Raw genomic sequence first — 24111 nt, forward strand, 5'->3', positions numbered from 1 at the left:
CTCAGAGGGCCCCAGGACCGCTGGAGTGCCGGGCCGGATGCCCCTCGGGCTCCCCCCACTGGAGGAAGCCCGGGAAAGGCCGGAAAGGCCAGGGGCGGGCCCTTCAGTCCCGTACGTCCCGCCAGGCCGCCGGGATCGCGTCGGCCACGTCGTGCGCCCCCACCGGCGCGCCCCGCGCCGCGAGGCGCCCCGCCAGCCCGTGCAGATACGCCGCCGCGCTGCCCGCGTCCACCGCGTCCAGTCCGGCCGCGAGCAGTGACCCCGCGAGCCCCGACAGGACGTCCCCGCTCCCGGCGGTGGCCAGCCACGGCGTGCCGGTCGCGTTCACCCGCACCGGCCCGCCGCCCGCGTCGGCGACCAGGGTCGTCGACCCCTTCAGCAGCACGGTCGCCGAGTACAGCTCCGCGAGTTCCCGTACGGCGGCCAGCCGCGCCCCCTCGACCCGCTCCCGGGACACCCCGAGCAGAGCGGCGGCCTCCCCGGCATGGGGCGTCATCAGCGTGGGCGCGCTCCGCCCCCGTACCGCCTCCCGGTCCGCGAGCCGCAGCCCGTCCGCGTCCAGCAGCACCGGCACCTCGGTCCCCAGCACCTCCGCCACGGTTCCGGCGTCCTCGCCGGCCCCCGGCCCCACCACCCACGCCTGCACCCGGCCCGCCTTCTGCGGCCCCCGGTCCGACACCAGCGTCTCCGGGAAACGGGCGAGGACGACGGTACCGGCCGGCCCGACGTACCGCACGGCACCCGCCCCGCCGCGCAGCGCCCCCGCGACGGCCAGCACGGCGGCCCCCGGATACCGCGCGGACCCGGCGGCGATGCCCACCACCCCGCGCCGGTACTTGTCGCTCTCGCCCCCGGGTTCCGGCAGCAGCGCGGCCACATCGGCGTGCTGCAGCGCCTCCAGCCCGGGCTCGTCCGGCAGGACGTCGCCCAGCCCGATGTCGACGAACCGCACCACCCCGGCGTACTCCCGCGCGGGATCGATCAGCAGCCCCGGCTTGTGCGTCCCGAACGTGACCGTCACATCGGCCCGTACGGCAGCCCCCCGCACCTCCCCGCTGTCCGCCTCCACCCCGCTGGGCAGGTCGACGGCGACGACGACGGCCCCGGACCGCTCGACGGCCGCGACGATCCCGGCCGCCTCCGGCCGCAGCCCGCCCTTGCCCCCGATCCCGACGATCCCGTCCACCACGAGGTCGGCCCGCCGCACGGCCTGCTCGGCATCGCCGACCCCCACCACGCGGCCCCCGGCCCGCCGCAACGCGGCAAGCCCCCCGCCGTGCACCCGTTCGGGCGCGAGCAGCACCGCGCTCACCCCGGCCCCGCGCCGGGCGAGCCGGGCCCCCGCGTAGAGGGCGTCGCCCCCGTTGTCCCCGCTTCCCACCAGCAGCACGACCCGCCGCCCGTAGACCCGGCCCAGCGACTGCGCGCAGGCGACGGCGAGCCCGGCGGCGGCCCGCTGCATCAGCGCCCCTTCGGGCAACCGCCCCATCAGCTCCCGCTCGGCGCTTCGGACCGTGTCCACGAAGAAGGCAGTACGCATGCCGCAAGTCTGTCAGCGGTCCGGCGTCGTGTCGGGCTTGGTGTGGAGGACGGCACGGGCCTGGTCCGCCGCGCGGGCGATGCTCTCGGAGACGAAGTCGAGGAAGCGGCCCATGTTCTCGAGGCGGACGGCGGCCGGGGTGCCTGCGCCGAGGATGCCGACGCCCTGCCGTGCGGTCTCGGCGACCTGGGCGGTGGAGCGGGCGCTGGCCACCATCGCCTCGTACATGATCTCGTCGTCGACGACGTAGCGCTCACGGCGTCGTTCGTCGCGTTCCCGGCGTACGTGGTCCTGGCTTTCGAGGAACGCGATGGCCTTGGACACGGACGCCGGGCTGACCTGAAGACGCTGGACGAGTTCGGACGCGGTGAGGCTGCCCGTGTCGCTGATGGTGAGACAGGCCATCACCCTGGCCGTCATCTTGGGCATGCCCGAGGCCATGAAGACGGTGGTCAGCGTCTCCTGGTACGCGCGTACGGCCTCGGCGTCGCGGCCGTGGGGCTGCGGGGACTCCGCCCCTCCCCGGGGCGCGGTCGGCCGACGCCGGTGGGTGCGGTGTTCGGTGGCGCGGTGGGCGAGGTCGGCGCGGTAGGCGGTGGGACCGCCGTTGCGCATCACCTCGCGGGTGACGGTCGATGTCGGACGGTCGAGCCGTCTGGCGATCTCGGCGTAGGCGAGACCGTCGGCCAGTCCCAGCGCGATCTGCTGGCGTTCCTGCTGGGTGAGCCTGCCTCCCGGCATCGCGGCCTCCTTCGTGGTGCGTGACACCCCCAACATAGCGTTCACGGGCACTTCATTGCAACGAACAGAGGCCAAGCATTGCATTATCCCCCATCCCATTGCAACGATTTACAGGCTTTCATCTGCACAAACAACACTTCCATGCAACAAGCTTGTTGCCAGCTCCATGAACGCAACGTAGCTTTTCCATTGTCAGAAACAACGCGGCGCAAGCCGGACCCAAGGAGCCCACCATGCAGAAGTTCGACACCCCCGCCCCCGTCTCCGCCGTCGTCGACCTCCCCGCCGGACGCATCCAGTTCATCGCCGCCGACCGCGCGGACACCACCGTCGAGGTCCGGCCCGCGGACGCCTCCAGGAGCCGTGACGTGAAGGCGGCGGAGCAGATCCGGGTCGCCTACGGCGACGGCGTCCTGCGGATCGCGGCCGCCCCGGCGAAGAACCAGCTCTTCGGCCCCTCCGGTTCCGTCGAGGTGACCGTCCAGCTCCCCGCCGGCTCCCACGTCGAGGGCAAGGCCGGAAGCGCCGAACTCCGTTGCGTCGGACGCCTCGGCGACCTCGTCTTCGACGGCGCGTACCAGCGGATCAAGATCGACGAGGCCGCGAGCGTCCGCCTCACCGCGATCGACGGCGACGTCGAGGTCGGCCGGCTCGGCGGCCCCGCGCAGATCGGCACCACCCGGGGCGACATCCGGATCGCCGAGGCCGTACGCGGCACCGTCGTACTCACCACCGACTCCGGCGACATCTCGGTCACCGCCGCCGCCGGCGCCTCCGCCGCCCTGGACGCCGGCACCTCCCACGGCCGCGTCAGCAACGCCCTCAAGAACGACGGCACCACCGCACTCGACATCCGCGCCACCACCGCCCACGGCGACATCACCGCCCGCAGCCTCTGAATCCACAGCCGACACGCACAGCCGACACACCCAGGGGGCACTTCTCATGACCGACCTGGCCATCGCCGCGACCGGACTGCGCAAGTCCTACGGCGACAAGACCGTCCTCGACGGCGTCGACCTCGCCGTCCCACAGGGAACGATCTTCGCCCTGCTCGGGCCGAACGGCGCCGGCAAGACCACCGCCGTGAAGATCCTCTCCACGCTCGTCTCCGCCGACGCCGGCACGGTCCACGTCGGCGGCCACGACCTCGCCGCCGACCCGCAGGCCGTACGCGCCGCGATCGGCGTCACCGGGCAGTTCTCCGCCGTCGACGGCCTCATCACCGGCGAGGAGAACATGCTCCTCATGGCCGACCTCCACCACCTGCCCAGGACAGAGGGACGCCGGATCACCGCCGAACTGCTGCAACGCTTCGACCTGGAGGAAGCGGCGAAGAAACCCGCCTCCACCTACTCCGGCGGCATGAGACGCCGCCTCGACATCGCCATGACCCTCGTCGGCAGCCCCCGGATCATCTTCCTCGACGAGCCGACCACCGGACTCGACCCCCGCTCCCGCCACACCATGTGGCAGATCATCCGCGACCTCGTCACCGACGGCGTCACCGTCCTCCTCACCACCCAGTACCTGGAGGAAGCCGACCAACTCGCCGACCGCATCGCGGTCCTGAACGACGGGAGGATCGCCGCCGAAGGCACCGCCGAGGAACTCAAGCGACTCATCCCCGGCGGACACGTCCGCCTCCGCTTCACCGACCCCACCGCGTACCGCGACGCCACCGCCGCACTCGACGAGGTCACCCGCGACGACGACGCCCTCGCCCTCCAGATCCCCAGCGACGGCAGCCATCGCGCCCTGCGCACCCTCCTCGACCGGCTCGACGCGGCCGGCATCGAAGCCGACGAACTCACCCTCCACACCCCCGACCTCGACGACGTCTTCTTCGCCCTCACCGGCCCGGCCACCCTCCCCGCCCAGCCCAAGGAGAACGCCCGATGAGCACCCTCGCCCTCGCCGCACGCGACTCCGCCACCATGCTGCGCCGCAACCTCCTGCACGCCCGGCGCTACCCGTCCCTCACCCTGAACCTGCTGCTCACGCCGATCATGCTGCTGCTGCTCTTCGTCTATATCTTCGGCGACGCGATGAGCTCCGGCCTCGGGGACGGCACGGCGGGCCGCTCGGCCTACATCGCCTACATCGTCCCCGGCCTGCTGCTGATGACCATCGGCTCCACCACGATCGGCACCGCGGTCTCCGTCGCCAACGACATGAGCGAGGGCATCATCGCCCGCTTCCGCACGATGGCGATCCACCGCCCTTCGGTGCTCGTCGGACATGTCGTCGGCAGTGTCATCCAGTCCGTCCTGAGCGTGGTCCTCGTGGGCGCCGTCGGTGTGGCCATCGGCTTCCGTTCCACCGACGCCGGCGTCCTGGAATGGCTGGCCGCGTTCGGCCTGGTCGTCCTGTTCGCCCTGGCGCTCACCTGGATCGCGGTCGGCATGGGCCTGGTCGCCCCGAACGCCGAGGCGGCCAGCAACAACGCGATGCCGCTGATCCTGCTGCCGCTGCTGTCCAGCGCCTTCGTACCGCTCGACTCGATGCCGGGCTGGTTCCAGCCGGTCGCCGAGTACCAGCCGTTCACCCCGGCCATCGAGACCCTGCGCGGCCTGCTCCTCGGCACGCACATCGGCCACAACGGGTGGATCGCCGTCGCCTGGTGCGTGGGCCTCACGGTGCTCGGCTACTTCTGGTCGACCGCGAAGTTCAACGCCGACCCGAAGTGAGCGCATGACGCCCGAAACGACCGCCATGGTGAAGGACCGCCATGGCGGTCCGTCGCGCTACCCCTCCGCGATCACCACCGCCGAGGCCACCCCCGCGTCATGGCTCAACGACACATGCCAGCCCCGCACCCCCAGCTCCGCCGCCCGGGCCGCCACACTCCCCCGCACCCGCAGCCGAGGCTGCCCGCTCGCCTCCACGAACACCTCCACGTCCGTCCACAGCAGCCCCGGCGGCGCCCCCAGCGCCTTGGCGAGCGCCTCCTTCGCCGCGAACCGCGCCGCCAGCGAGGCGATCCCCCGCCGCTCCCCGCTCGGCAGCAGCAACTCGCCGTCGACGAAGAGCCGTTGCGCGAGCGCGGGAGTCCGCTCCAGCGACGCCGCGAAGCGTTCGATCTCGGCCACGTCGATACCGACCCCGATGATGCTCATGCCGAGCACTCTAAGGCGGCCCACCACCGTCTCCCCGTTGTCGGAGCCTGCTGCTAGCCTGCGGCGACTTGATCACCACCAGGGGGCGGAGAGATGAGCGGTACTGACGGCAGACCCATGACCTCGAACGGGCCGACCTTCGACGCGTTCGACAACACGCCGGAGCTGATCCCCCTGCGTACGGCGGCCCGGGCGAACGACTGGAACGCCGTGAGGGCCTTCTTCTCCGGTCTGGACTCGGTCGACAAGGTCTCCTCCGCCGTCGCGGTCCTCGCCGGCATCGACGGCGTCGAGTCCCTGCTGGAGCAGGCGGCCGCCGACCACCCCGGCGACCCGCTGCCCCGCGCCGCGCTCGCCGAGCGGTACGTCTACATCGGCTGGGACATCCGCAGCAGCCTGCGCGCCCAGCACGTCTCCCGCGACCAGTTCGACCGGTTCCACGCCTGGCTGCGCAAGGCCGAACAGATCCTCATCGAGGTCTGCGCCGAACAGCCGTCGTACGCACCGGCCTGGACGGCCCGTCTGATGACCGCGCGAGGACTGCAGTTGGGCCAGACGGAGGCCCGGCGCCGCTACGACCGCCTCTCCGCGCACCACCCGCACCACTACCGCGCCCAGGTCCAGCTCCTGCAGCAGGTGTGCCCGAAATGGAGCGGCTCCTGGGAGGCGACGCACGCCTTCGCCCGGGAGTGCGCGTCCGCCTCCCCCGACGGCTCGAACTCCGGCGCGCTGGTCGCGCTCGCCCACATCGAGCACGGCCTCGACCTGGAGGGCCCCGAGCGCACCGCCTATCTGCGGGGCGTCCCGGTCCGCGACGACCTCCGCAACGCCGCGCACATCTCCGTCCTGCACCCCGACCACCGCCCCGACTGGAACACGCTCGGCGCGCACAACGCGTTCGCGTTCGCCTTCGGTCTCGGCGGTCACTTCGAGGACGCGGCACCGCACTTCGTCTTCATCGGCGACCGCGCCACCGAGTCGCCCTGGTACTACACGAGCGACATGAAGGCCACCTTCCTGAAGTACCGCAAGTCCGCGCTGGGGGCCTGACACCGATGACGACCGAACCGCACCCGCTCGACGGCCTGGTCTCCCGTACGACGACCGACGGCATCCCCACCCTGTACGCCCCGTCCTCCTCGAACGAGATCACCGCGGGCCTGTTCTTCCAGGTGGGCCGCGCCGACGAGACCCTGGCCACGGCCGGGATCACCCATCTCGTCGAGCATCTCGCGCTGCACCGCCTCGGCCTGTCCGACCTGCACTACAACGGCGCGACGGCGAACACGTACACCCTCTTCCACGTCACCGGCGGCGAGGAGGAGGTGGTCCGGTACCTCAACAGCGTGTGCGCGGCGCTGCGCGACCTGCCGATGGACCGGCTGGAGACCGAGAAGGAGATCCTGCGCACGGAGGCCGCCGGCCGCGGCACCGGGCCGAACCACCAGATGCCGCTGTGGCGGTACGGGGCCCGGAGCTACGGCCTGACCAGCTACAACGAGCTCGGCACCTGGGGCCTGACCGCGGACCAGGTGCGCCACTGGGCCGAGACCCGCTTCACCCGCGACAACGCGGTGCTGTGGATCACCGGCGAGCACGTCCCGGACGGCCTCGACCTCACCCTCCCCCACGGCACCCGCCTCCCGGCCCCCGCCGCCACCAGCGCCCTGCCCGTCACCCCCGCCTACATCCACGGCGACGACGGCCATGTCGTCCTCACCTCGATCGTCCGCCGCTCCACGGCCGCCACCGTCTTCGCGGAGGTCCTCGGCCGGGCCCTCTACCAGGACCTGCGTCAGGAGGGCGGCTACTCCTACTCGGCGGAGGCCGACTACAGCCCGCGCGACGCCGAGTACGCCACCGTCACCGCGTACGCCGACGCGCTCCCGCAGAAGCAGGACGCGGTGGTCGGCGGCTTCGTCGACACCCTCGCACGGCTGCGCGCCGGCCGGATCGAGCAGTCCGAACTGGACTCCGTGCGCGCCAAGATGCTCAAGGTGTACGACGTCCCGGACCTCGGCGCCGCGTCCCTCCCCTCGTACGCGCTGAGCCTGCTGCTCGGCCATCGCATCCTCGCCCCCGAACAGCACCGGGCCGAGCTGAACGAGGTCACCGTGGCCGACCTGCGCGAGGTGGCCCGGGAGGTCTGGGCCGACGCCCTCCTCCAGGTCCCCGGCCGGGGCGTCGACTGGGCGGGCCTCACCCTGGCCCCGCAGTACTCCCAGGACACCGTGACCGGCACCCGCCACGCGTCCCTGGAGGACGAGAAGGTCACCCTGGTCATCGGCGCGGAGGGCGTCAGCCTCCTCACCCCGCGCGGCCCGGTGACCGTCCGCTACGACGCGACGGCCGCCATGACCACCCGCCCCGACGGCGCCCGCACCCTCACCGGCCACGACGGCTTCGCGGTGACGGTGGAACCCACCCTGTACAAGGGCGTCACGGCGGAGCGCACAGCGGCCCTGGACGCGGCGGTACCGCCCACCGCGGTGGTCCCGCTGCCGGCCCGCGAGCCCGACCACATCCCGCAACCCCGCAAGCGGCAGGCCTCCGCCCGCCCGGCCGGCACCGGCACGGCCCACTGGGGCTGGACCCTGGCCCTGTGCGCGGTCGGCCTGCCGATGGTCGTCTGGGGTCTGCTGAGCGTCATCGTCACCGTCGAGGAGGTGACCGCCGCGGACCCGGAGTGGGACGTGGTGGTCGGCATCTGGATCCTCTGGCTGCCCCTGGCGGCGGTGACCTGGGCCGTGCACCGGGCCCGCCGCCGCAGACGGGCCTGAGCCGGTCACGCCGGGTACGGGACGGCCTCCCGCGCCGAGCGGAGTGCGAAGGCCCACCAGGCCAACTGGTCGAGGAGCGTCTTCGCGTACCCGGCGGCCCCGGTGTCGAGGGGCCGGCCGTCCTCCCAGGCGGTGAAGTAGTTCGGGAAGGCGAGACCGTCGCGGATGGTCACCGCGTGCAGTTCGGTCAGCACGTTCTCCAGGTGCAGCACGGCGTGCCGGCCGCCCGCCGCGCCGCCGTAGCTGACGAAGGCGACGGGCTTGGCCGTCCACTGGGTGAAGTGCCAGTCGATGGCGGCCTTCAGGGACGCGGGATAGCTGTGGTTGTACTCCGGTGTGACCACGACGAACGCGTCGGCGCCCTCCAGCGCCGAGGTCAGGGCGGCCATCCCGGCCGGACGGGGATAGTCGTCGCCGGCGAACCTGGGCGACGCGGCGGGCAGCTCCAACGGGATCTCGACGTCGGCCAGATCGACGACGTCGACCTCGAACCCACCGTGCGTCCGGGCCTGTTCCGCCACCCACGCCCCCACGACCGGCCCGAACCGCCCTTCCCGGACGCTCCCGACGACGACGACCAGCTTGTGCTTCTTCTCGTTCTCCATGTCCACCACGATCGGCCGCGCCCCGTACGGCAGCCAGACCGCGCCGAGGCTGGCCCCCGCAGGGCCAGGCTGAGCCCTCCCCGACCGGCGGGAGGGCGCCGTAGGCTCGACGGCATGGGGACACCACTGGGGGACTTCGTACGGGCCAAACGCGACAGCGTCCAGCCGGAGTCGCTGGGGCTGCCGGACCACGGCCGCCGCCGTTCTCCGGGACTGCGGCGCTCGGACCTGGCCGCCCGGGCCGGCATCAGCGTCGAGTATCTGACCCGGCTCGAGCAGGGCCGTGACCGCAACCCCTCCCCGGCCGTGGTGAACGCGCTCGCCGACGGCCTGAGCCTCGCCCCCTCCGAACGCGAGCACCTGCGCTACCTGGCGAAGATCACCGGCGGAGCCTGCCCCTCCCACACCCGCCCGGCGCCCCCGCCCCGCGAGGTCCGCGCCCCGGTCCTGGACACCCTGCGTCTCCTCGAACCGGGCATCGCGGTGGTGACCAACCGCCTGGGCGACCTCCTCGCCCGCACCGGCGGCTTCGAGACACTGGCCGAGGGGACGGGCCTGCTCGACGGCGACGCCCCGAACCTCACCCGCTATGTCTTCACGGACCCCCGCGCCCGGGCGTTCTTCGCCGACTGGGACGCCGTGGCCGACGAGCAGGCCTTCGATCTGTGGCTCGGCCCGTCCGTGGAGAACGCGGAGTGGTTCGCCACGGAACTGGCCCCGTCGGCGGGCCCGGAGCTCACCCGCCGCCTGCACCACCACCGGGTCCCGCCCCGTGGAACGCTCCGTCTGAACCACCCCTCGGGCCCCGAACTCCGCCTCCGGCGCGAAACGCTGGAGATCTCCTCGGACGCCCAGCAGCTGAGGGTCTTCCTCCCGGCCGACGAGGACACGGCACAGGCGCTCCAACGGCTCGACGACCGCTCCGGGAGCGGGCTCAGAGCCGTCTCGTGACCCCGAAGCGGTACAGGAGAAGAAAGAAGACGGGGAAACAGAGCACCGGCAGGACCAGGAGCAGCCACACCGTGTGAGTGGGCCGGTCGGTGAAGAGCAGCCAGGTGAAGACGACGAACGCGGCGACCGCGACGACCAGGCAGGCGACGACCGCCCACCGCAGCGCCGTACGCCGCCGTGCCCCGCGCCGGATGAGCTCCTCCAGCTCGGGCCGTGCCGCGGCGGACATCAGGCCGAGCCGTACGGCGGTGCCGCACAGGTCGGCGACCTCGCCGATCGGGTCGTCCAGCTGCTGCTCGTCGAGCTGGAAGAGACGGATCCGGCGCCCGGCGGTGTCGTACAGGTACGCGGGCCAACGCGGGCTGCCCCGCCCGCCGCCGTCGACCCGGATGCCGTAGACCTCGGACCAGGCGCGGGCACGTGTCCGCAGCGGCCCCCGTACGGTGATGCCCTCGCCGGTGACCCAGGTCCGCGCCCGCCAGTGCTCCAGCGCGCCACCCGGCAGCCGACGCCGAGCCAGATCGCCACGGTCAGCTGGTCCCAGCCGAGCGGTCCGCCGAGGGTCAGCACCCGCAGCGCGTTCACACCGACGACCACCACCACGGCCCCCAGACCGAGGTACACCGTCGGCACGGCCCGCCGTCTGCGGTACTCCCGCTCGATGCCCTCACCCATCAGCACTCCCCCCTGATCCCCGGCGGGAGAGGCTACACCGCCGTCCCCGGATACCGTGCTGTCCGACGGCTCATCCGGGGGGGGGACGATGACAGGACCGGGGAACGACCCGAACGACCGGCTCGTGGCGGCCGTGACCGCCCACGACGCCGACGCGGTACGCGCCTGTCTGGAGGACGGCGCCGACCCGGCCACCCGGGGCCCCGACGGCCTGCCGCTGCTCTGCGCCGCCGTCGCCGCCTTCGACCACCGGACCGCCGAAGCCCTGACGGAGGCCGGCGCCGACCCCGACGCCGAACTCCCGGACGGCACCACCCCCTTGCTGAGGGCCGTCGACCTCGGCTCCCCGGCGCTGGTCGACGCCACCCTCGGCAAGGACCCCCGGCTGCGGCTCGCCGAGGCCGACCGCACCCGGCTCCTCGACCTCGCCCGGCACTGGGTCGAGACGGGCGAGGCCCGGGAACTCCGCCGCCGCACCGGCGCCCCGGGCCAGGCCACCCGACGCCCCGGCGCGGACGACGAGCACACGGACATCGAGGAGGTCTCCCTCGGCGGGCTCACCGTCCGGACCGGCCACCGCGCCGTCCTCACCACCCTGGAGTGGAAGTTCGGCATCCTGCCACCGGTGGCGGAGCTGGTGGCACGCGCCGTCCCGTACCCGGACGAGACGCACGTCAACTGGTCCAACGCGAGCTATTTCCTCGCCCACCGCCGCAGCCCGCAGGCCTGGTCCGAGCTGGCGGCCCTGCGCCACCACCCCGACCCCGTCCACCGCCGGTTCCTCGCCAGTGTCCTGTGGCACCGCAAATTCCTGACGGACCACTTCGGCCGCCCGGACACCGGGCGGGACCCCGACTTCCTCGCGGACTGGGCGCTCGACGAGCCGGACGGCCACGTGCTGGCCAAGGTCCTGGACGTCTCCACACACGACGACCACCCCGCCCAGGAGGCCCTCGGACTCCGCTACGCCGACCACCCCGACCCCCGGGTGCGCCAGGAGGTCCCGTACTGCCTGAGCCGGTACGGGACCCCACGGACCGAGGCCGCCGACGCCGCCCTGCTCACCCTGGCGCGCGATCCCGATCCAGGCGTCCGGGCCGTGATCGCCCGGACCTTCGCCACCCCTCGCGAGCTCACTCCGGTGACCCGCGAGACCCTCCTCACCCTGGTCCGGGACCCCGACCCCGGCGTCCGGGGCTGCGCCGCCGAGTCCCTCGCGAACTCCCACGACCGGACGGCCGCCGTCACGGAGGCGCTCTTCGCCCTGCTGGACGAGGAGAACCGGCTGCTGCGTCTGGAGGCCGCCTACGGCCTCGCCCTCCGCGACGACCCGCGCACCGACGAGGCCTACGACCGCGCGGGCCCGTTCGGCCCCGGCTTCGAACACGACCACCGACTCTCCGCCCACTGGAACTACCGGTGGCGCCACCGGCCCGACCCGGACTGACGCCGTTCCCGACCGCCCTACTCGACCGTCACCGACTTCGCCAGGTTGCGCGGCTGGTCCACCTCGTTGCCCCGGGCCGTCGCCAGCTCGCACGCGAAGACCTGCAACGGCACCGTCGCCACCAGCGGCTGCAACAGCGTCGGCGTCACCGGGATCCGTACGAGATGGTCGGCGTACGGGACGACCGCCTCGTCCCCCTCCTCCGCGATGACGATGGTCCGCGCACCCCTCGCCCGGATCTCCTGGATGTTGGAGACGATCTTGTCGTGGAGGACGGACCGGCCACGCGGCGAGGGGACGACCACGACCACCGGCAGGTCCTCCTCGATGAGGGCGATGGGCCCGTGCTTCAGCTCACCGGCGGCGAAGCCCTCGGCGTGCATATAGGCGAGTTCCTTCAGCTTCAGGGCTCCCTCCAGGGCGACCGGATAGCCGACGTGCCGCCCGAGGAACAGCACGGTCCGCTTGTCGGCGAGGGAGCGGGCGAGGGCCCGTACCGGCTCCATGGTCTCCAGGACCCGCTCGACCTGGCCGGAGATCTGCGCGAGGTCGCGGATGACCGCGCGGATCTCGTCGGCCCATTTCGTGCCGCGGACCTGGCCCAGATAGAGCGCCACCAGGTAACAGGCGACGAGCTGCGTCAGGAACGCCTTCGTCGACGCGACGGCGACCTCGGGACCGGCGTGGGTGTACAGCACCGCATCCGACTCCCTCGGAATCGTCGAGCCGTTGGTGTTGCAGATGGCGAGCACCTTGGAGCCCTGCTCACGGGCGTGCCGCAGGGCCATGAGGGTGTCCATGGTCTCGCCGGACTGGGAGATGGCGATGACGAGGGAGCGCGGGCCGAGGATGGGATCCCGGTACCGGAACTCGCTCGCGAGCTCGACCTCGCACGGGATACGGGTCCAGTGCTCGATGGCGTACTTGGCGATGAGGCCCGCGTGGAAGGCCGTACCGCAGGCCACGATGACGACCTTGTCGACCTCCCGCAGCTCCGAGGCGCCGATGCGGACCTCGTCGAGGGTCAGCGAGCCGCTCGCGTCGATCCGGCCGAGGAGGGTGTCGGCGACGGCCTTGGGCTGCTCGGCGATCTCCTTGAGCATGAAGTAGTCGTAGCCGCCCTTCTCGGCGGCGGAGGCGTCCCAGTCGACGTGGTAGGAGCGGACGTCGGCCGGCCGGCCGTCGAAGCCGGTCACGGTGACACCGTCCCGGCGCAGTTCGACCACCTGGTCCTGGCCGAGTTCGATCGCCGACCGGGTGTGGGCGATGAAGGCGGCGACATCGGAGGCGAGGAAGGCCTCGCCCTCGCCGACGCCGACGACCAGCGGCGAGTTGCGGCGCGCCCCGACGACGACGTCCGGCTCGTCGGCGTGCACGGCCACGAGGGTGAACGCCCCCGCCAGACGGCGGCACACGAGCCGCATGGCCTCGGCGAGGTCGGCGGTGACGGAGAACTCCTCGGCGAGGAGATGGGCGACCACCTCCGTGTCCGTCTCGGACGCCAGCTCGTGCCCGCGCTCGGCCAGCTCGGCCCGCAGACAGGCGAAGTTCTCGATGATCCCGTTGTGCACGACGGCGACGCGGCCGGCGTTGTCGAGATGAGGATGGGCGTTGGCGTCGGTGGGCCCGCCATGGGTGGCCCACCGGGTGTGGCCGATGCCGGTCGTACCGGTCGGCAGCGGGCGCGCCCCGAGCTCCTTCTCCAGGTTCAGGAGCTTCCCGGCCTTCTTCGCGGCCGCCAGCCCCCCGTCGGCGAGCACCGCCACCCCGGCCGAGTCGTATCCCCGGTACTCCAGCCGCTTCAGCCCGGCCATGACGACCTCGAGCGCCGACTGAGACCCCACGTATCCCACGATTCCGCACATGCGCGGCAGCCTAGGCGCGAGGACCCCTCCGAACACGCCTCCGCGTGCCCGATTCCGGATATTCCACCGGCTGTACCGACCGCTGCGGCCATCGCCCAGGGGTGAGGGGCGTGACGGACCCCACCCGCCATCCCGTTCAAACTCCGTTAACAATGGACTGTGATCTCACCGGTCTCCGCGATGCCCCGGAGCGCCCACCGGCACAGGCCGGAGGCGACTCCCTACGTCGATCTCACCCGCCGCGAGTGGAGCGCGCTGCGCGACAAGACGCCGCTGCCGCTGACCGCCGAGGAGGTCGAGAAGCTGCGTGGCCTCGGCGATGTCATCGACCTCGACGAGGTGCGGGACATCTATCTGCCGCTGTCCCGGCTGCTGAATCTGTACATCGGCGCCACCGACGGGCTGCGCGGCGCCCTGAACACCTTCCTCGGCGAGCAGGGCTCCCAGTCCGGCACCCCGTTCGTCATAGGCGTCGCGGGCTCCGTGGCGGTCGGCAAGTCCACCGTCGCCCGACTGCTCCAGGCGCTGCTGTCCCGCTGGCCCGAGCACCCGCGGGTGGAGCTGGTGACCACCGACGGCTTCCTGCTGCCCACCCGGGAGCTGGAGGCCCGCGGCCTGATGTCGCGCAAGGGCTTCCCCGAGTCCTACGACCGCCGCGCCCTGACCCGTTTCGTCGCCGACATCAAGGCCGGCAAGGACGAGGTCACCGCCCCCGTCTACTCCCACCTGATCTACGACATCGTCCCCGACCGGCGCCTGACCGTCCGCCGCCCCGACATCCTCATCGTCGAGGGCCTCAACGTGCTCCAGCCCGCCCTCCCCGGCAAGGACGGCCGCACCCGCGTCGGTCTCGCCGACTACTTCGACTTCAGCGTGTACGTCGACGCGAGCGCCGAGGACATCGAGCGCTGGTACCTGAGCCGCTTCAAGAAGCTGCGCCGGACCGCCTTCCAGAACCCGGACTCCTACTTCAGGAAGTACACCCAGGTCTCCGAGGAGGAGGCCCTGGACTACGCCCGAGGTCTCTGGCGGACCATCAACAAGCCCAACCTGGTGGAGAACATCGCGCCCACCCGTGGCCGTGCCACCCTCGTCGTCCGCAAGGGCACCGACCACAAGGTCCAGCGCCTGAGCCTGCGCAAGCTCTGACCCGTCCGGTGGCAGCGGTCTCCGTCAGGTGGCAGCCGTCCCCGGCCGGTCATAAAATGGACAGCGACTCCCCGGCAGCCCCTCACCCCTGACAGTCCGTGAGCTGAGGAGGCGAGTCACCGTGGTCACACTGTCCAACGTCCGGTTCGGCAGGACCAACGCCGACGTACGCACCGTACAGAAGGCCCTGATCGCCCGGGGCCGCAAGATCCCCGACGGCGCCACCGGCACCTTCGGCCCCCAGACCAAGGCCGCCTACCGCGCCGAACAACTCGCCCAGGGCTTCAAGGGAGCGGACGCCGACGGCAACCCCGGCTGCGCCTCCCTGACCACCCTCGGCCACCACGCCGGCTTCGCCGTCGACTGCGCCGACGCCGGACGCCCCGCGAAGAAGCCGCACATCCCGTCACCGGTGCCCGGTCACCGGGTGACGTTCGGCTTCTACGCCCGCGGCCCCTACCAGTGGAAACCGGACGGCGTCGGCCGGCACACCGGCCAGGACTTCGCCGCCGACACCGGCACCCCGGTCGTCGCCGTGCGCGGCGGCTCCATCGCCTGGTCCAACAAGGCGGGCGGCGCCTACGGCCAGTGGATCGGGCTGCGCGCCGACAACGGCCACATCTACACCTACTGCCACCTCTCGCAGCGGCAGGTGCGCACCGGACAGAAGGTCACCGCGGGCCAGCAGCTCGGCGAGGTGGGCACCACGGGCAACGTCACCGGACCCCACCTGCACTTCGAGATGTCGAAGGGCTCCAGCTGGTCCTACGGCAATGTCGCCAAGCCCAGTTGGTAGGAGCCCGGAGCAGGGGCGCACGGCGTCCCCGTTAGCCTGCCCCCATGCTGCATCTGCGTCTGATCACCCCGTCGGAGAAGACCGACGACGTGATCCGCCTGATCGAGCGGACCGTCGGCGCCACCCACCTGGTGGTGATGGAGGGTGCCGCCCGCAACCCCGCCGGGGACGTCGTCACCTGTGACGTCGCCCGTGAGGCCGGCGACGAACTCCTCACCCGGCTACAGGAGTTGGGCCTCGACAGGACCGGCTCGATCGCCGTCGAGGACATCGACCTGTCCCTGTCCCTGCGGGCCGACAAGGCCGAGGCGGAGGCCCCGGGCGAGGGAGCGGACGCCGTCCTGTGGGAGCACCTCACCGAGGCCACCCACGAGGAGTCGACCCTCTCCGTCACCTACCTCGCCTTCATCATCCTGGCCACGATGATCGCCGCCTGCGGTGTGGTCCTCGACAACGCGATCCTGATCGTCGGCGCCATGGCCGTGGGCCCGGAGTTCGGCCCGCTCGCCGGCGTCTGCACGGCGATCGTGCAGCGGGCGCCCCGGCTGGCGGTACGTTCCCTCGTCGCCCTGCTGTGGGGTTCGCCGCGGCGATGGCGTGCACGGCGGCCTTCAGCCTCTTCATGGACGCCGTGGGCCTGTTCACCGAGCAGCAACTGGAGGCCGCCCGTCCGAACACGGGCTTCATCTACGCCCCGGACTGGTTTTCCTTCGTCGTGGCCGTCCTGGCCGGAGCCGCCGGCACCCTCTCCCTCACCTCCGCGAAGTCGGGTGCCCTGGTCGGCGTCGCCATCTCGGTGACCACGGTCCCTGCGGCGGCCAACGCGGCCGTGGCCCTGATCTACGGCGACGCCAACCAGACCCTGCGCTCCTCGGAGCAACTGCTCCTGAACCTGCTGGGCATCATCCTGGCGGGAACCGCCACCCTGCTGCTCCAGAAATGGGCCTGGTCGAAACGGACCTGAAGGGGCGCGGGGCTGTGCTTACGTGCGGCTCCGCCGCGCGGGCGCGACCGGCCACGACGAACCCGCAGCCCGCACCGCACAGCACCCCCACCCCGAACCCGGCCCGGCGGTCAGCCGAGCGCGGACTTCACCACATCCGCCAGCCGCCCGGCAACCGACCGAGCCTGCTCGATATCCGCCGCCTCGACCATCACCCGCACCAGCGGCTCCGTACCCGACGGCCGCAGCAGCACCCGCCCGGTCGCCCCCAGCTCCCGCTCCGCCTCGGCGACGGCCGTCGACAGCTCGGCCGAGTCCCCGACCCGGGACCGGTCCACGTCCGGCACATTGATCAGCACCTGCGGCAGCCGCTCCATCACGGAGGCCAGCTCCCGCAACGACTTCCCGCTCTGCGCGACACGCGCCGCCAGCATCAGCCCGGTCAGCGTGCCGTCACCGGTCGTCGCGTGGTCCAGGATGATCACGTGCCCGGACTGCTCGCCGCCGAGCGCGTACCCGTGCTCCTTCATCTCCTCCAGGACGTACCGGTCGCCGACCGCCGCCTGGACGAGCTCGATCCCCGCCCGCTCCATCGCCAGCTTGAACCCGAGGTTCGACATGACCGTCGCGACGACGGTGTCCGACCGCAGGACACCCCGCTCCCGCATGGCGAGCGCGAGGACGGAGAGGATCTGGTCGCCGTCGACGTCGTCACCCGTGTGGTCCACGGCGAGGCACCGGTCCGCGTCCCCGTCGTGCGCGATGCCGAAGTCGGCCCCGTGCTCGACGACCGCGGCCTTCAGCTTGTCGAGGTGCGTCGAACCGCACCCGTCGTTGATGTTGAGCCCGTCCGGCTCGGCCCCGATCGTCACGATCTCCGCCCCGGCCCGGGTGAACGCCTCCGGCGACACCCGCGCCGCCGCGCCGTGCGCCTCGTCGAGGACGATCTTCAGCCCGTCGAGCCGGTTCGGAAGGACGGCGATGAGGTGCGCGACGTACCGGTCGAAGCCCTCGTCGTAGGACCGTACGCGTCCGACGCCCGCGCCGGTGGGCCGCTCCCACGGCTCACCGTGCGTGTGGGACTCGTACACGGCCTCGATCTTGTCCTCCAGATCGTCGGCGAGCTTGTGGCCGCCGCGCGCGAAGAACTTGACGCCGTTGTCGGGCATGGCGTTGTGGCTGGCGGAGAGCATCACGCCGAGGTCGGCGCCCAGTACACCGGTGAGGTAGGCGACGGCGGGCGTCGGCAGCACGCCGACCTTCAGCACGTCCACGCCGGCGCTCGCGAGACCCGCCACCACGGCGGCTTCCAGGAACTCCCCGGACGCACGCGGGTCGCGTCCCACGACAGCCACCGGCCGGTGACCCTCGAAGGTGCCCGCCTCGGCCAGCACATGAGCCGCCGCGACGGACAGACCGAGCGCCATCTCGGCCGTCAGATCCGCGTTGGCGACACCGCGCACGCCGTCCGTGCCGAAGAGTCGTCCCACTTGTCCTCCTGAGGAAGCGTCCATTACCGAAGGGGCGATTACACCGGACAGCGGCATCCGGTCACACAAGATTTTGAGTATCTGAGCATCTTGTGCCGTTATACGCCTTTGGCAGTGATAAAACGAACGCCCCGACAGCACACTGTGGCGTGCCGCCGGGGCGTTCGGTGCCCAGGGCCTGTCCAAGGACAGGCCCGCAGCGAGCGATTAGCGCTTGCTGTACTGCGGAGCCTTGCGGGCCTTCTTCAGACCGGCCTTCTTCCGCTCGACCGCGCGGTCGTCACGGGTCAGGAAGCCGGCCTTCTTCAGCGGGCCGCGGTTGTTGTCGACGTCGGCCTCGTTCAGCGCACGGGCGACACCGAGACGGAGCGCACCGGCCTGACCGGAGACACCGCCACCGGCGATGCGGGCGATGACGTCGTAGCGGCCCTCGAGCTCGAGAACCTTGAACGGCTCGTTGACTTCCTGCTGGTGCACCTTGTTCGGGAAGTAGTCCTCGAGGGTGCGACCGTTGATCTTCCACTTGCCGGAGCCCGGAACGATCCGGACGCGGGCGATGGCGTTCTTGCGACGGCCCAGGCCGGCGGCCGGCTGCGGGTCGCCGAAGCGGGACGCCAGGGACTCCGAGGTGTACTCGCCCTCGACGGGAACCTCGGACTCGGTGGTGTAGCTGTCGATGTCAAGCTCTTCGAGCGGCTGCTCGGCAGTGGTCTCGGCCACGGTGATTCCTCAGATTCTCTTGGCTTGGTGTGGTCTGGCGGCCGGTGTTACTGCGCGACCTGGGTGATCTCGAACGGCTGCGGCTGCTGCGCGCCGTGCGGGTGCTGGTCACCCTTGTAGACCTTCAGCTTCGAGAGCATCTGACGGCCCAGCGTGTTCTTCGGGAGCATGCCCTTGACGGCCTTCTCGATGGCCTTCTCCGGGTTCTTGTCCAGCAGCTCGTCGTAGCGGACGGAGCGCAGACCACCCGGGTAGCCGGAGTGGCGGTACGCCATCTTCTGGGTCCGCTTGTTGCCGGACAGGTGCACCTTGTCGGCGTTGATGATGATGACGAAGTCACCGGTGTCGACGTGAGGGGCGTAGATCGGCTTGTGCTTGCCGCGCAGGATGGAGGCGGCGGTGCTGGCGAGACGGCCCAGGACAACGTCCTGAGCGTCGATGACGTGCCACTGGCGCGTCACATCGCCGGGCTTGGGGCTGTACGTACGCACGGTTCGTAGCCTTCGCTTCGAGTGAGTGGTCCTGACAAGGTCACCGAAGACGATCACGACAGCCCTGACCGCACTGCGGTGACGCAAACCGCGTGCTGGTCGCTGGTCATCGGCCCGGTGGACCGGTGTAAGGGCCCGTCCCGTGAGAATGAGCAAGCCAATACACAACGAAGATGCAGGATACCCGTGTCGCAAGGGTGGGGTCAAAACGAGGCCGTGGCAGGGCCGGACGGGACCGGCGGCACGGCAAACACGACATCTCCGGGTGAGAAGGTTTCAAAGGCAGTTGGGGCGGAACGACGGCGTGTCCCGCCGTCTAAGATGCGGCCCATGAGCTATGGGCAGGGGGGACCTCAGTCCCAGTGGGATCCGTGGAAACCGAACTCCCAGCAGCCGTGGACCGGCGGCAGTGACGGCCCGTCCCCGGACTGGGCCGCACTCGCGGACGCGTCCGAGAAGCGCAACCGGCGCCGCAAGCTGTTCTTCATAGTCGGGGGCGCGCTGGCCACGGTCGGCGTCGGCGCCGCCGTGACCATGGCGGTCGTCAACACGGACGGCGGTGACGAGGCCAACCGGCCGACGTCCTCGCTGCCGGCGACCGCCCTGCCGAGCGCGTCCGGCACTCCGTCCTTCGCGCCGACCAGCGCGCCGCCGGCGCTGGACCCGAAGGAGTTCGTCTCCAGCAAGACCAAGGACAAGGCGGCCAACAGCCCGGAGCTGATGTTCCCCGGCACACAGCTCACCATGGGCTCCACCGTGTACAAGAAGGGCCCGACGGCCGACAGCACCGACTGCACCACGGGCGCCCAGGGCACCCTGCCCAAGGTCCTCACCGCCAACGACTGCACCCGGCTGATGCGGGTGACGTACACCAAGGGCGACACCGCGGTGACGGTCGGCGTGGCCGTCTTCGACACCGAGGCGCAGGCCCTGAAGGTCAAGAGCCAGGCCGACAGCAAGAGCATCGTGAAGGCGCTCACCGGCAAGGGCGCGAAGGCCTTCTGCGACGGCGCGATCTGCCGCTCGACGACCAACAGCTACGGCCGCTACGCCTACTTCACCATCACCGGCTTCACCGACGGCAAGGACGTGACCACCAAGGACACGGCCGTCTTCCGGATGGGCGACGACCTCGCCGAGTTCACCTTCCAGCAGATCAACCGGCGCGGCCAGGCCCAGGCGTCGGCGGCCGCCGGGGGCTGACCCGGGCGGCCGGGCAACCGGGCCGAAACGGACGTGCGACACTCCCCCCAAGTGATCACCTGATCATCCGGTCACGGACCCCTGGGGGGACCACGTCATGAGCGCCACGACCCGACGCAGCCTCCTCGCCGGCGCCGCCGGTCTCACCGGCGCCGCCCTCGCCACGTCGATCGTCACCGCGCAGCGGGCCACCGCCGCCGACACCGGCGCGGGCTGGCTCAACGTGACGGACACGGCGTACGGGGCCCTCGGCGACGACAAGGCCGACGACGCGCCCGCCATCCAGAAGGCGATCGACGCGGCCGGCCAGGGCGGCACGGTCTACCTCCCGCCCGGCCGCTACCGCCTCGCCTCCCCGCTCCGCCTCAAACTGGGCGTCACCCTGCGCGGCGACTGGAACCCGCACTTCCCCGTCCGCACCAACATGACCGCCTCCTATCTGCGCCCCGGCATCGGCAACTTCACCGGCGAGGCCCTGATCGTCGTCGACCCGGCCCCGGCGCGGGGGACGTACGCGGACTCGGCGTACGGCGGCGGCCCTCGCCTGTACGGCCTGGCCCTGGACGGCCGCGGCCAGACGGCCGCCACCGGCACCGCGATCGACGGCGTCCGGATCACCCCCGGCGTCAAGGACGTCGGCATGGACAAGGTCACCATCTGGCGCTTCAGCGGCCACGGCCTGAACGCCCAGAACGCCGCCGCCTTCCAGCTCAACCAGGTCCACGCCGTCGACAACGACGGCCACGGCTTCACCTGGGGCGACGCCGCGGGCACCGGGGGCGGCCTGGTCGACGCCGATCTCTTCCAGTGCTACTCCCAGGGCAACCAGGGGCACGGCTACGACATCCTCAACCCCAACGCCGTCACCTTCGTCGACTGCCGCTCCGAGTGGAACGCGCGGCACGGCTACCACATCACCGGGATCAACTACTCGATGGTGATGATCGGCTGCAACACCGACCGCAACGGCCGGGACGGCTTCCACCTCGCGACCTCCGCCGGCGGCCGCTTCCTCCAGCTCCTCGGCTGCCTCGCCAAACGCGACGGCAAGGAGACCGCCACCTCCCTCATCCCCTACTCCGGCTTCACCGTCACCGGCGAGTCCGCCGAGGGCGTCGTCCTCACCGGCTGCTCCACCTCCACCGGCCGCGACGACGACAACACCGGCGCCCACTCCCCCGCGTACGGCATCACCACCTCCGCCCTGAACTCCGCCGGCAACGTCTCGGTGGTCGGCGGCGAGTACGTCGGTACGACGGCCCCCTTCCAGGACCTCGGAGCGGTCGTCGTCCGCCACAGCGGGGTGATCTCCGGCACGCACGGAGCCGCCGGCATCGAGTGGGACAAGCACGACGTCCACATGATCTCCGGAGCCGCCGGCACCCCCCGTGACCTGGAGTTCTGGTCGCGCGGCAAGAACCGCCGCTGGACCCTGCGCACCACGGACGCCACCGAGTCCGGGACCGGTGACGGCTCGGACTTCGCCCTCGTCCGCCACTCCGACGACGGCACGGTCCTCGACACCCCGCTCAAGGTCGGCCGCGCCAGCGGCCGGATCTCCCTCACCACCCCCGGCATGACGGTCGACGCGAGCGCCTCCCCCGGCGTCCACCTCGTCCAGAGCCGCCCCTCCGGCCAGGGCTACGCGGTCACCGCCGCCGACCCGGCCTCCCGCGCCTTCCAGTCCCAGGTCACCGGCGACTCCGTCAACCGCTTCGCGATGGAGATCAACGGCACCCAGACCTACGGCCCGGGCGGCGGCACCGGCCGCGACACCACCTGGGGCCGCCTCGGCACCGCCCAGATAGGCAGCCCCGACGCCGACATCGTCGTAGGACTGGCCGGAAAGGGCATCAAGGTCAAGGAGGGCACCAACGCCAAGATGGGCACGGTCACCCTGAACGGCACGACACCGGTGACGGTCCCCACCACCGCCGTCACCGCGTCCAGCCGCATCTTCCTCACGATCCAGTCCCCCGCCGGCACTCCCTCGGGCGTCGCCTACGTGGCCTCCCGCACCCCCGGCACGTCCTTCACGGTCAAGGGCATGCCCGCAGACACCTCGACTGTGGCCTGGCTCATCATGGAACCGGCCTAGCAGCAACCTGCCGCGGGCAACGTCCGCTTGTTCCGCGCCTCCTTGCTCCGCGCGGCGAGCAGCTCGTCGGCCGGATACCCGACCTCCTCCAGCGTCAGCCCATGCGGCCGTACGACATGCACGGCGGAGTCCCGCACGCCCGCGGCCAGCACCTTCCCCGGCCACTCGGCCCCCCGGTGCCCGTCCCCCACGAACAACAGCGCCCCGATCAGCGAGCGCACCATGTTGTGACAGAACGCGTCGGCCCGCACGGTCGCCGTGATGATCCCGTCGTCCCCCTTCACCAGGCTCAGCTCCTGGAGGGTCCGAATGGTCGTGGCGCCCTCCCGCCGCTTGCAGTAGGCGGCGAAGTCGTGCTCCCCGAGCAACCGCGCCGCCGCCTCGTTCATGGCGTCGACGTCGAGCGGCCAGTCGTGCCAGAGCACATGGTTGCGCAGCAGCGGATCCACACCCCCGGGGTTGTCCGTCACCCGGTACGCGTACCGCCGCCAGACCGCCGAGAACCGGGCGTTGAAGCCACTGGGCGCCTCCCTGAGCGCCCAGACCCGCACGTCCCGGGGCAACCGCCCGGCAAGCCGCTTCAGCAGCTTCTCGTGGTGCTCACGCCACACACCCTCCGGCAGATCCACATGGGCCACCTGCCCTCGTGCGTGCACCCCGGCGTCGGTGCGCCCGGCCACGGTCAGCTCGTACGTCGTCCCCCCCGACCGTGTGACCGTCCGCAGAGCGTCCTCGATCTCCCCCTGCACGGTCCGCCGCCCCCCGGCCTGCTTGGCCCACCCGGAGAACTCGGTCCCGTCGTAGGAAAGATCGAGCCGCACCCGCACCTGACCGGGCTGTACTTCGTCACTCACACAGAGATCCTCTCAGGAACACAGAAGCGGGCCCGCCCCTCGAAAGGAACGGACCCGCTGACGCGCCCCTTCAGGGGCGCGGGGAACTGCGCGACCAGCCACAACGGACCGGCAGCCGAAGGACGGCCTTACGCGTCCTTCGACTCCTCGGCCTCCGGAGCGGCGTCCTCGACGACCTCGTCGGCCTTGGTCTCCTCGACCTTGGCCGCCTCGGCCTCCTTGACCGCACGCTTCGTCGCGGCCTCGGCCTCACCCGTCGCAGCCTGTGCAACAGTCAGCGCCTCGACCAGCTCGATGACAGCCATGGGCGCGTTGTCGCCACGACGGTTACCGATCTTGGTGATCCGGGTGTAGCCACCCGGACGGTTCTCGTAGCGCGGGCCGATCTCGGTGAAGAGCGTGTGGACGACGCTCTTGTCCGTGATGACCTGGAGCACCTGACGGCGGTTGTGAAGGTCGCCCTTCTTCGCCTTGGTGACCAGACGCTCGGCGTACGGCCGCAGACGGCGGGCCTTCGCCTCGGTGGTGGTGATACGGCCGTGCTCGAAGAGGCTCTTCGCCAGGTTCGCGAGGAGCAGCTTCTCGTGCGCGGCGCTGCCGCCCAGACGGGCACCCTTGGTGGGCTTCGGCATTTCTTTCTCCTG

Annotated in this window: 22 protein-coding genes and 2 pseudogenes; 12 read left to right on the forward strand and 12 right to left on the reverse strand. The window is 71.5% G+C overall.

Going from position 1 to position 24111, the window contains the following annotated elements; genetic code table 11:
- Positions 1–103 precede the first annotated feature (103 nt).
- Both OG852_RS19675 and OG852_RS19680 read right to left on the reverse strand, forming a co-directional pair.
- Positions 104–1540 carry an NAD(P)H-hydrate dehydratase gene (locus tag OG852_RS19675; protein ID WP_330348567.1) on the reverse strand — a complete coding sequence of 479 codons (1437 nt, stop codon included), beginning with the start codon at positions 1538–1540 and terminating at the stop codon, positions 104–106.
- A 12-nt stretch (positions 1541–1552) separates the two neighbouring features.
- Positions 1553–2281: a helix-turn-helix domain-containing protein gene (locus tag OG852_RS19680; protein ID WP_133914875.1), complete on the reverse strand. Its 729-nt coding sequence runs from the start codon at positions 2279–2281 to the stop codon at positions 1553–1555.
- Between the two features lie 233 nt (positions 2282–2514).
- On the opposite strand from OG852_RS19680, the gene OG852_RS19685 reads away from it, so the two are divergent.
- Genes OG852_RS19685 through OG852_RS19695 form a run of 3 tightly spaced genes read left to right on the forward strand, consistent with a single transcriptional unit; the run spans position 2515 to position 4971 of the window.
- Positions 2515–3180 (forward strand): DUF4097 family beta strand repeat-containing protein, encoded by a 666-nt coding sequence (locus OG852_RS19685; protein ID WP_330348568.1) that lies wholly within the window; start codon positions 2515–2517, stop codon positions 3178–3180.
- Positions 3181–3226: 46 nt separating this feature from the next.
- Positions 3227–4183, forward strand: coding sequence for an ATP-binding cassette domain-containing protein (locus tag OG852_RS19690; protein WP_330348569.1), 957 nt, complete (start codon positions 3227–3229; stop codon positions 4181–4183).
- The gene (locus OG852_RS19695; RefSeq protein ID WP_133914872.1) at positions 4180–4971 is read left to right on the forward strand and encodes an ABC transporter permease; all 792 of its coding nucleotides are present in this window, start codon (positions 4180–4182) and stop codon (positions 4969–4971) included. Before OG852_RS19690 ends, OG852_RS19695 begins: the two co-directional genes overlap by 4 nt.
- Positions 4972–5028: 57 nt before the next feature.
- Here the strand turns inward: OG852_RS19695 and OG852_RS19700 are convergent, their stop codons facing one another.
- Entirely contained in the window at positions 5029–5400 is a 372-nt protein-coding gene (locus OG852_RS19700) for a holo-ACP synthase (RefSeq protein ID WP_133914871.1), read from the reverse strand.
- Positions 5401–5517: 117 nt separating this feature from the next.
- Here OG852_RS19700 and OG852_RS19705 point away from each other — a divergent pair, with 117 nt between their 5' ends.
- A complete protein-coding gene (locus OG852_RS19705; RefSeq protein WP_330348570.1) occupies positions 5518–6450 on the forward strand; it encodes a hypothetical protein in 933 nt (310 codons plus the stop codon).
- A 5-nt stretch (positions 6451–6455) separates the two neighbouring features.
- Positions 6456–8180, forward strand: a complete 1725-nt coding sequence (locus tag OG852_RS19710) for a M16 family metallopeptidase (RefSeq protein WP_330348571.1) — start codon at positions 6456–6458, stop codon at positions 8178–8180.
- A gap of 5 nt (positions 8181–8185) precedes the next feature.
- Here OG852_RS19710 and OG852_RS19715 read toward each other — a convergent pair whose 3' ends face one another.
- Complete coding sequence (locus OG852_RS19715; protein ID WP_133914868.1) at positions 8186–8785, reverse strand: NADPH-dependent FMN reductase; 600 nt, start codon at positions 8783–8785, stop codon at positions 8186–8188.
- A gap of 114 nt (positions 8786–8899) precedes the next feature.
- Here OG852_RS19715 and OG852_RS19720 point away from each other — a divergent pair, with 114 nt between their 5' ends.
- A complete protein-coding gene (locus OG852_RS19720) occupies positions 8900–9736 on the forward strand; it encodes a helix-turn-helix domain-containing protein (protein ID WP_133914867.1) in 837 nt (278 codons plus the stop codon).
- Here OG852_RS19720 and OG852_RS19725 read toward each other — a convergent pair.
- Together OG852_RS19725 and OG852_RS19730 are read right to left on the reverse strand one after the other, a co-directional pair.
- The gene (locus tag OG852_RS19725) at positions 9720–9965 is read right to left on the reverse strand and encodes a hypothetical protein (protein WP_330348572.1); all 246 of its coding nucleotides are present in this window, start codon (positions 9963–9965) and stop codon (positions 9720–9722) included. The genes OG852_RS19720 and OG852_RS19725 overlap by 17 nt on opposite strands.
- 162 nt (positions 9966–10127) lie before the next feature.
- Positions 10128–10280, reverse strand: a pseudogene (locus tag OG852_RS19730) (PH domain-containing protein); the annotation flags it as partial.
- Positions 10281–10499: 219 nt separating this feature from the next.
- Here OG852_RS19730 and OG852_RS19735 point away from each other — a divergent pair.
- The gene (locus tag OG852_RS19735; RefSeq protein WP_330348573.1) at positions 10500–11858 is read left to right on the forward strand and encodes a HEAT repeat domain-containing protein; all 1359 of its coding nucleotides are present in this window, start codon (positions 10500–10502) and stop codon (positions 11856–11858) included.
- Positions 11859–11875: 17 nt separating this feature from the next.
- Here OG852_RS19735 and glmS read toward each other — a convergent pair whose 3' ends face one another.
- Positions 11876–13723, reverse strand: coding sequence for a glutamine--fructose-6-phosphate transaminase (isomerizing) (gene glmS / locus OG852_RS19740; RefSeq protein ID WP_330348574.1), 1848 nt, complete (start codon positions 13721–13723; stop codon positions 11876–11878).
- A 180-nt stretch (positions 13724–13903) separates the two neighbouring features.
- Between glmS and coaA the strand changes: the two genes are divergently transcribed.
- From coaA to OG852_RS19755, 3 genes and pseudogenes are all read left to right on the forward strand, one after another.
- Positions 13904–14872, forward strand: a complete 969-nt coding sequence (gene coaA, locus OG852_RS19745; RefSeq protein WP_166663627.1) for a type I pantothenate kinase — start codon at positions 13904–13906, stop codon at positions 14870–14872.
- A gap of 121 nt (positions 14873–14993) precedes the next feature.
- Positions 14994–15668, forward strand: coding sequence for a peptidoglycan DD-metalloendopeptidase family protein (locus tag OG852_RS19750; RefSeq protein WP_330348575.1), 675 nt, complete (start codon positions 14994–14996; stop codon positions 15666–15668).
- 44 nt (positions 15669–15712) lie between these two features.
- Positions 15713–16632: pseudogene (locus tag OG852_RS19755) on the forward strand (DUF389 domain-containing protein).
- Between the two features lie 110 nt (positions 16633–16742).
- Here OG852_RS19755 and glmM read toward each other — a convergent pair.
- From glmM to rplM, 3 genes are all read right to left on the reverse strand, one after another.
- The gene (glmM, locus tag OG852_RS19760) at positions 16743–18101 is read right to left on the reverse strand and encodes a phosphoglucosamine mutase (protein WP_133914860.1); all 1359 of its coding nucleotides are present in this window, start codon (positions 18099–18101) and stop codon (positions 16743–16745) included.
- 207 nt (positions 18102–18308) lie between these two features.
- Entirely contained in the window at positions 18309–18821 is a 513-nt protein-coding gene (gene rpsI / locus OG852_RS19765; protein ID WP_133914859.1) for a 30S ribosomal protein S9, read from the reverse strand.
- Between the two features lie 47 nt (positions 18822–18868).
- A complete protein-coding gene (gene rplM / locus OG852_RS19770; RefSeq protein WP_055632362.1) occupies positions 18869–19312 on the reverse strand; it encodes a 50S ribosomal protein L13 in 444 nt (147 codons plus the stop codon).
- Between the two features lie 330 nt (positions 19313–19642).
- Between rplM and OG852_RS19775 the strand changes: the two genes are divergently transcribed.
- Together OG852_RS19775 and OG852_RS19780 are read left to right on the forward strand one after the other, a co-directional pair.
- Positions 19643–20515, forward strand: a complete 873-nt coding sequence (locus tag OG852_RS19775) for a hypothetical protein (RefSeq protein WP_330348576.1) — start codon at positions 19643–19645, stop codon at positions 20513–20515.
- Positions 20516–20612: 97 nt separating this feature from the next.
- The gene (locus tag OG852_RS19780; RefSeq protein WP_330348577.1) at positions 20613–22613 is read left to right on the forward strand and encodes a glycosyl hydrolase family 28-related protein; all 2001 of its coding nucleotides are present in this window, start codon (positions 20613–20615) and stop codon (positions 22611–22613) included.
- On the opposite strand, the gene truA is transcribed toward OG852_RS19780, so the two are convergent.
- Both truA and rplQ read right to left on the reverse strand, forming a co-directional pair.
- Positions 22610–23467 (reverse strand): tRNA pseudouridine(38-40) synthase TruA, encoded by an 858-nt coding sequence (truA, locus tag OG852_RS19785; RefSeq protein WP_330348578.1) that lies wholly within the window; start codon positions 23465–23467, stop codon positions 22610–22612. The two genes, OG852_RS19780 and truA, sit on opposite strands and share 4 nt — an antisense overlap.
- A 128-nt stretch (positions 23468–23595) precedes the next feature.
- Positions 23596–24099: a 50S ribosomal protein L17 gene (gene rplQ / locus OG852_RS19790; protein WP_133914856.1), complete on the reverse strand. Its 504-nt coding sequence runs from the start codon at positions 24097–24099 to the stop codon at positions 23596–23598.
- Positions 24100–24111 lie beyond the last annotated feature (12 nt).

It is taken from the genome of Streptomyces sp. NBC_00582 (assembly GCF_036345155.1).
Classification (GTDB): domain Bacteria; phylum Actinomycetota; class Actinomycetes; order Streptomycetales; family Streptomycetaceae; genus Streptomyces.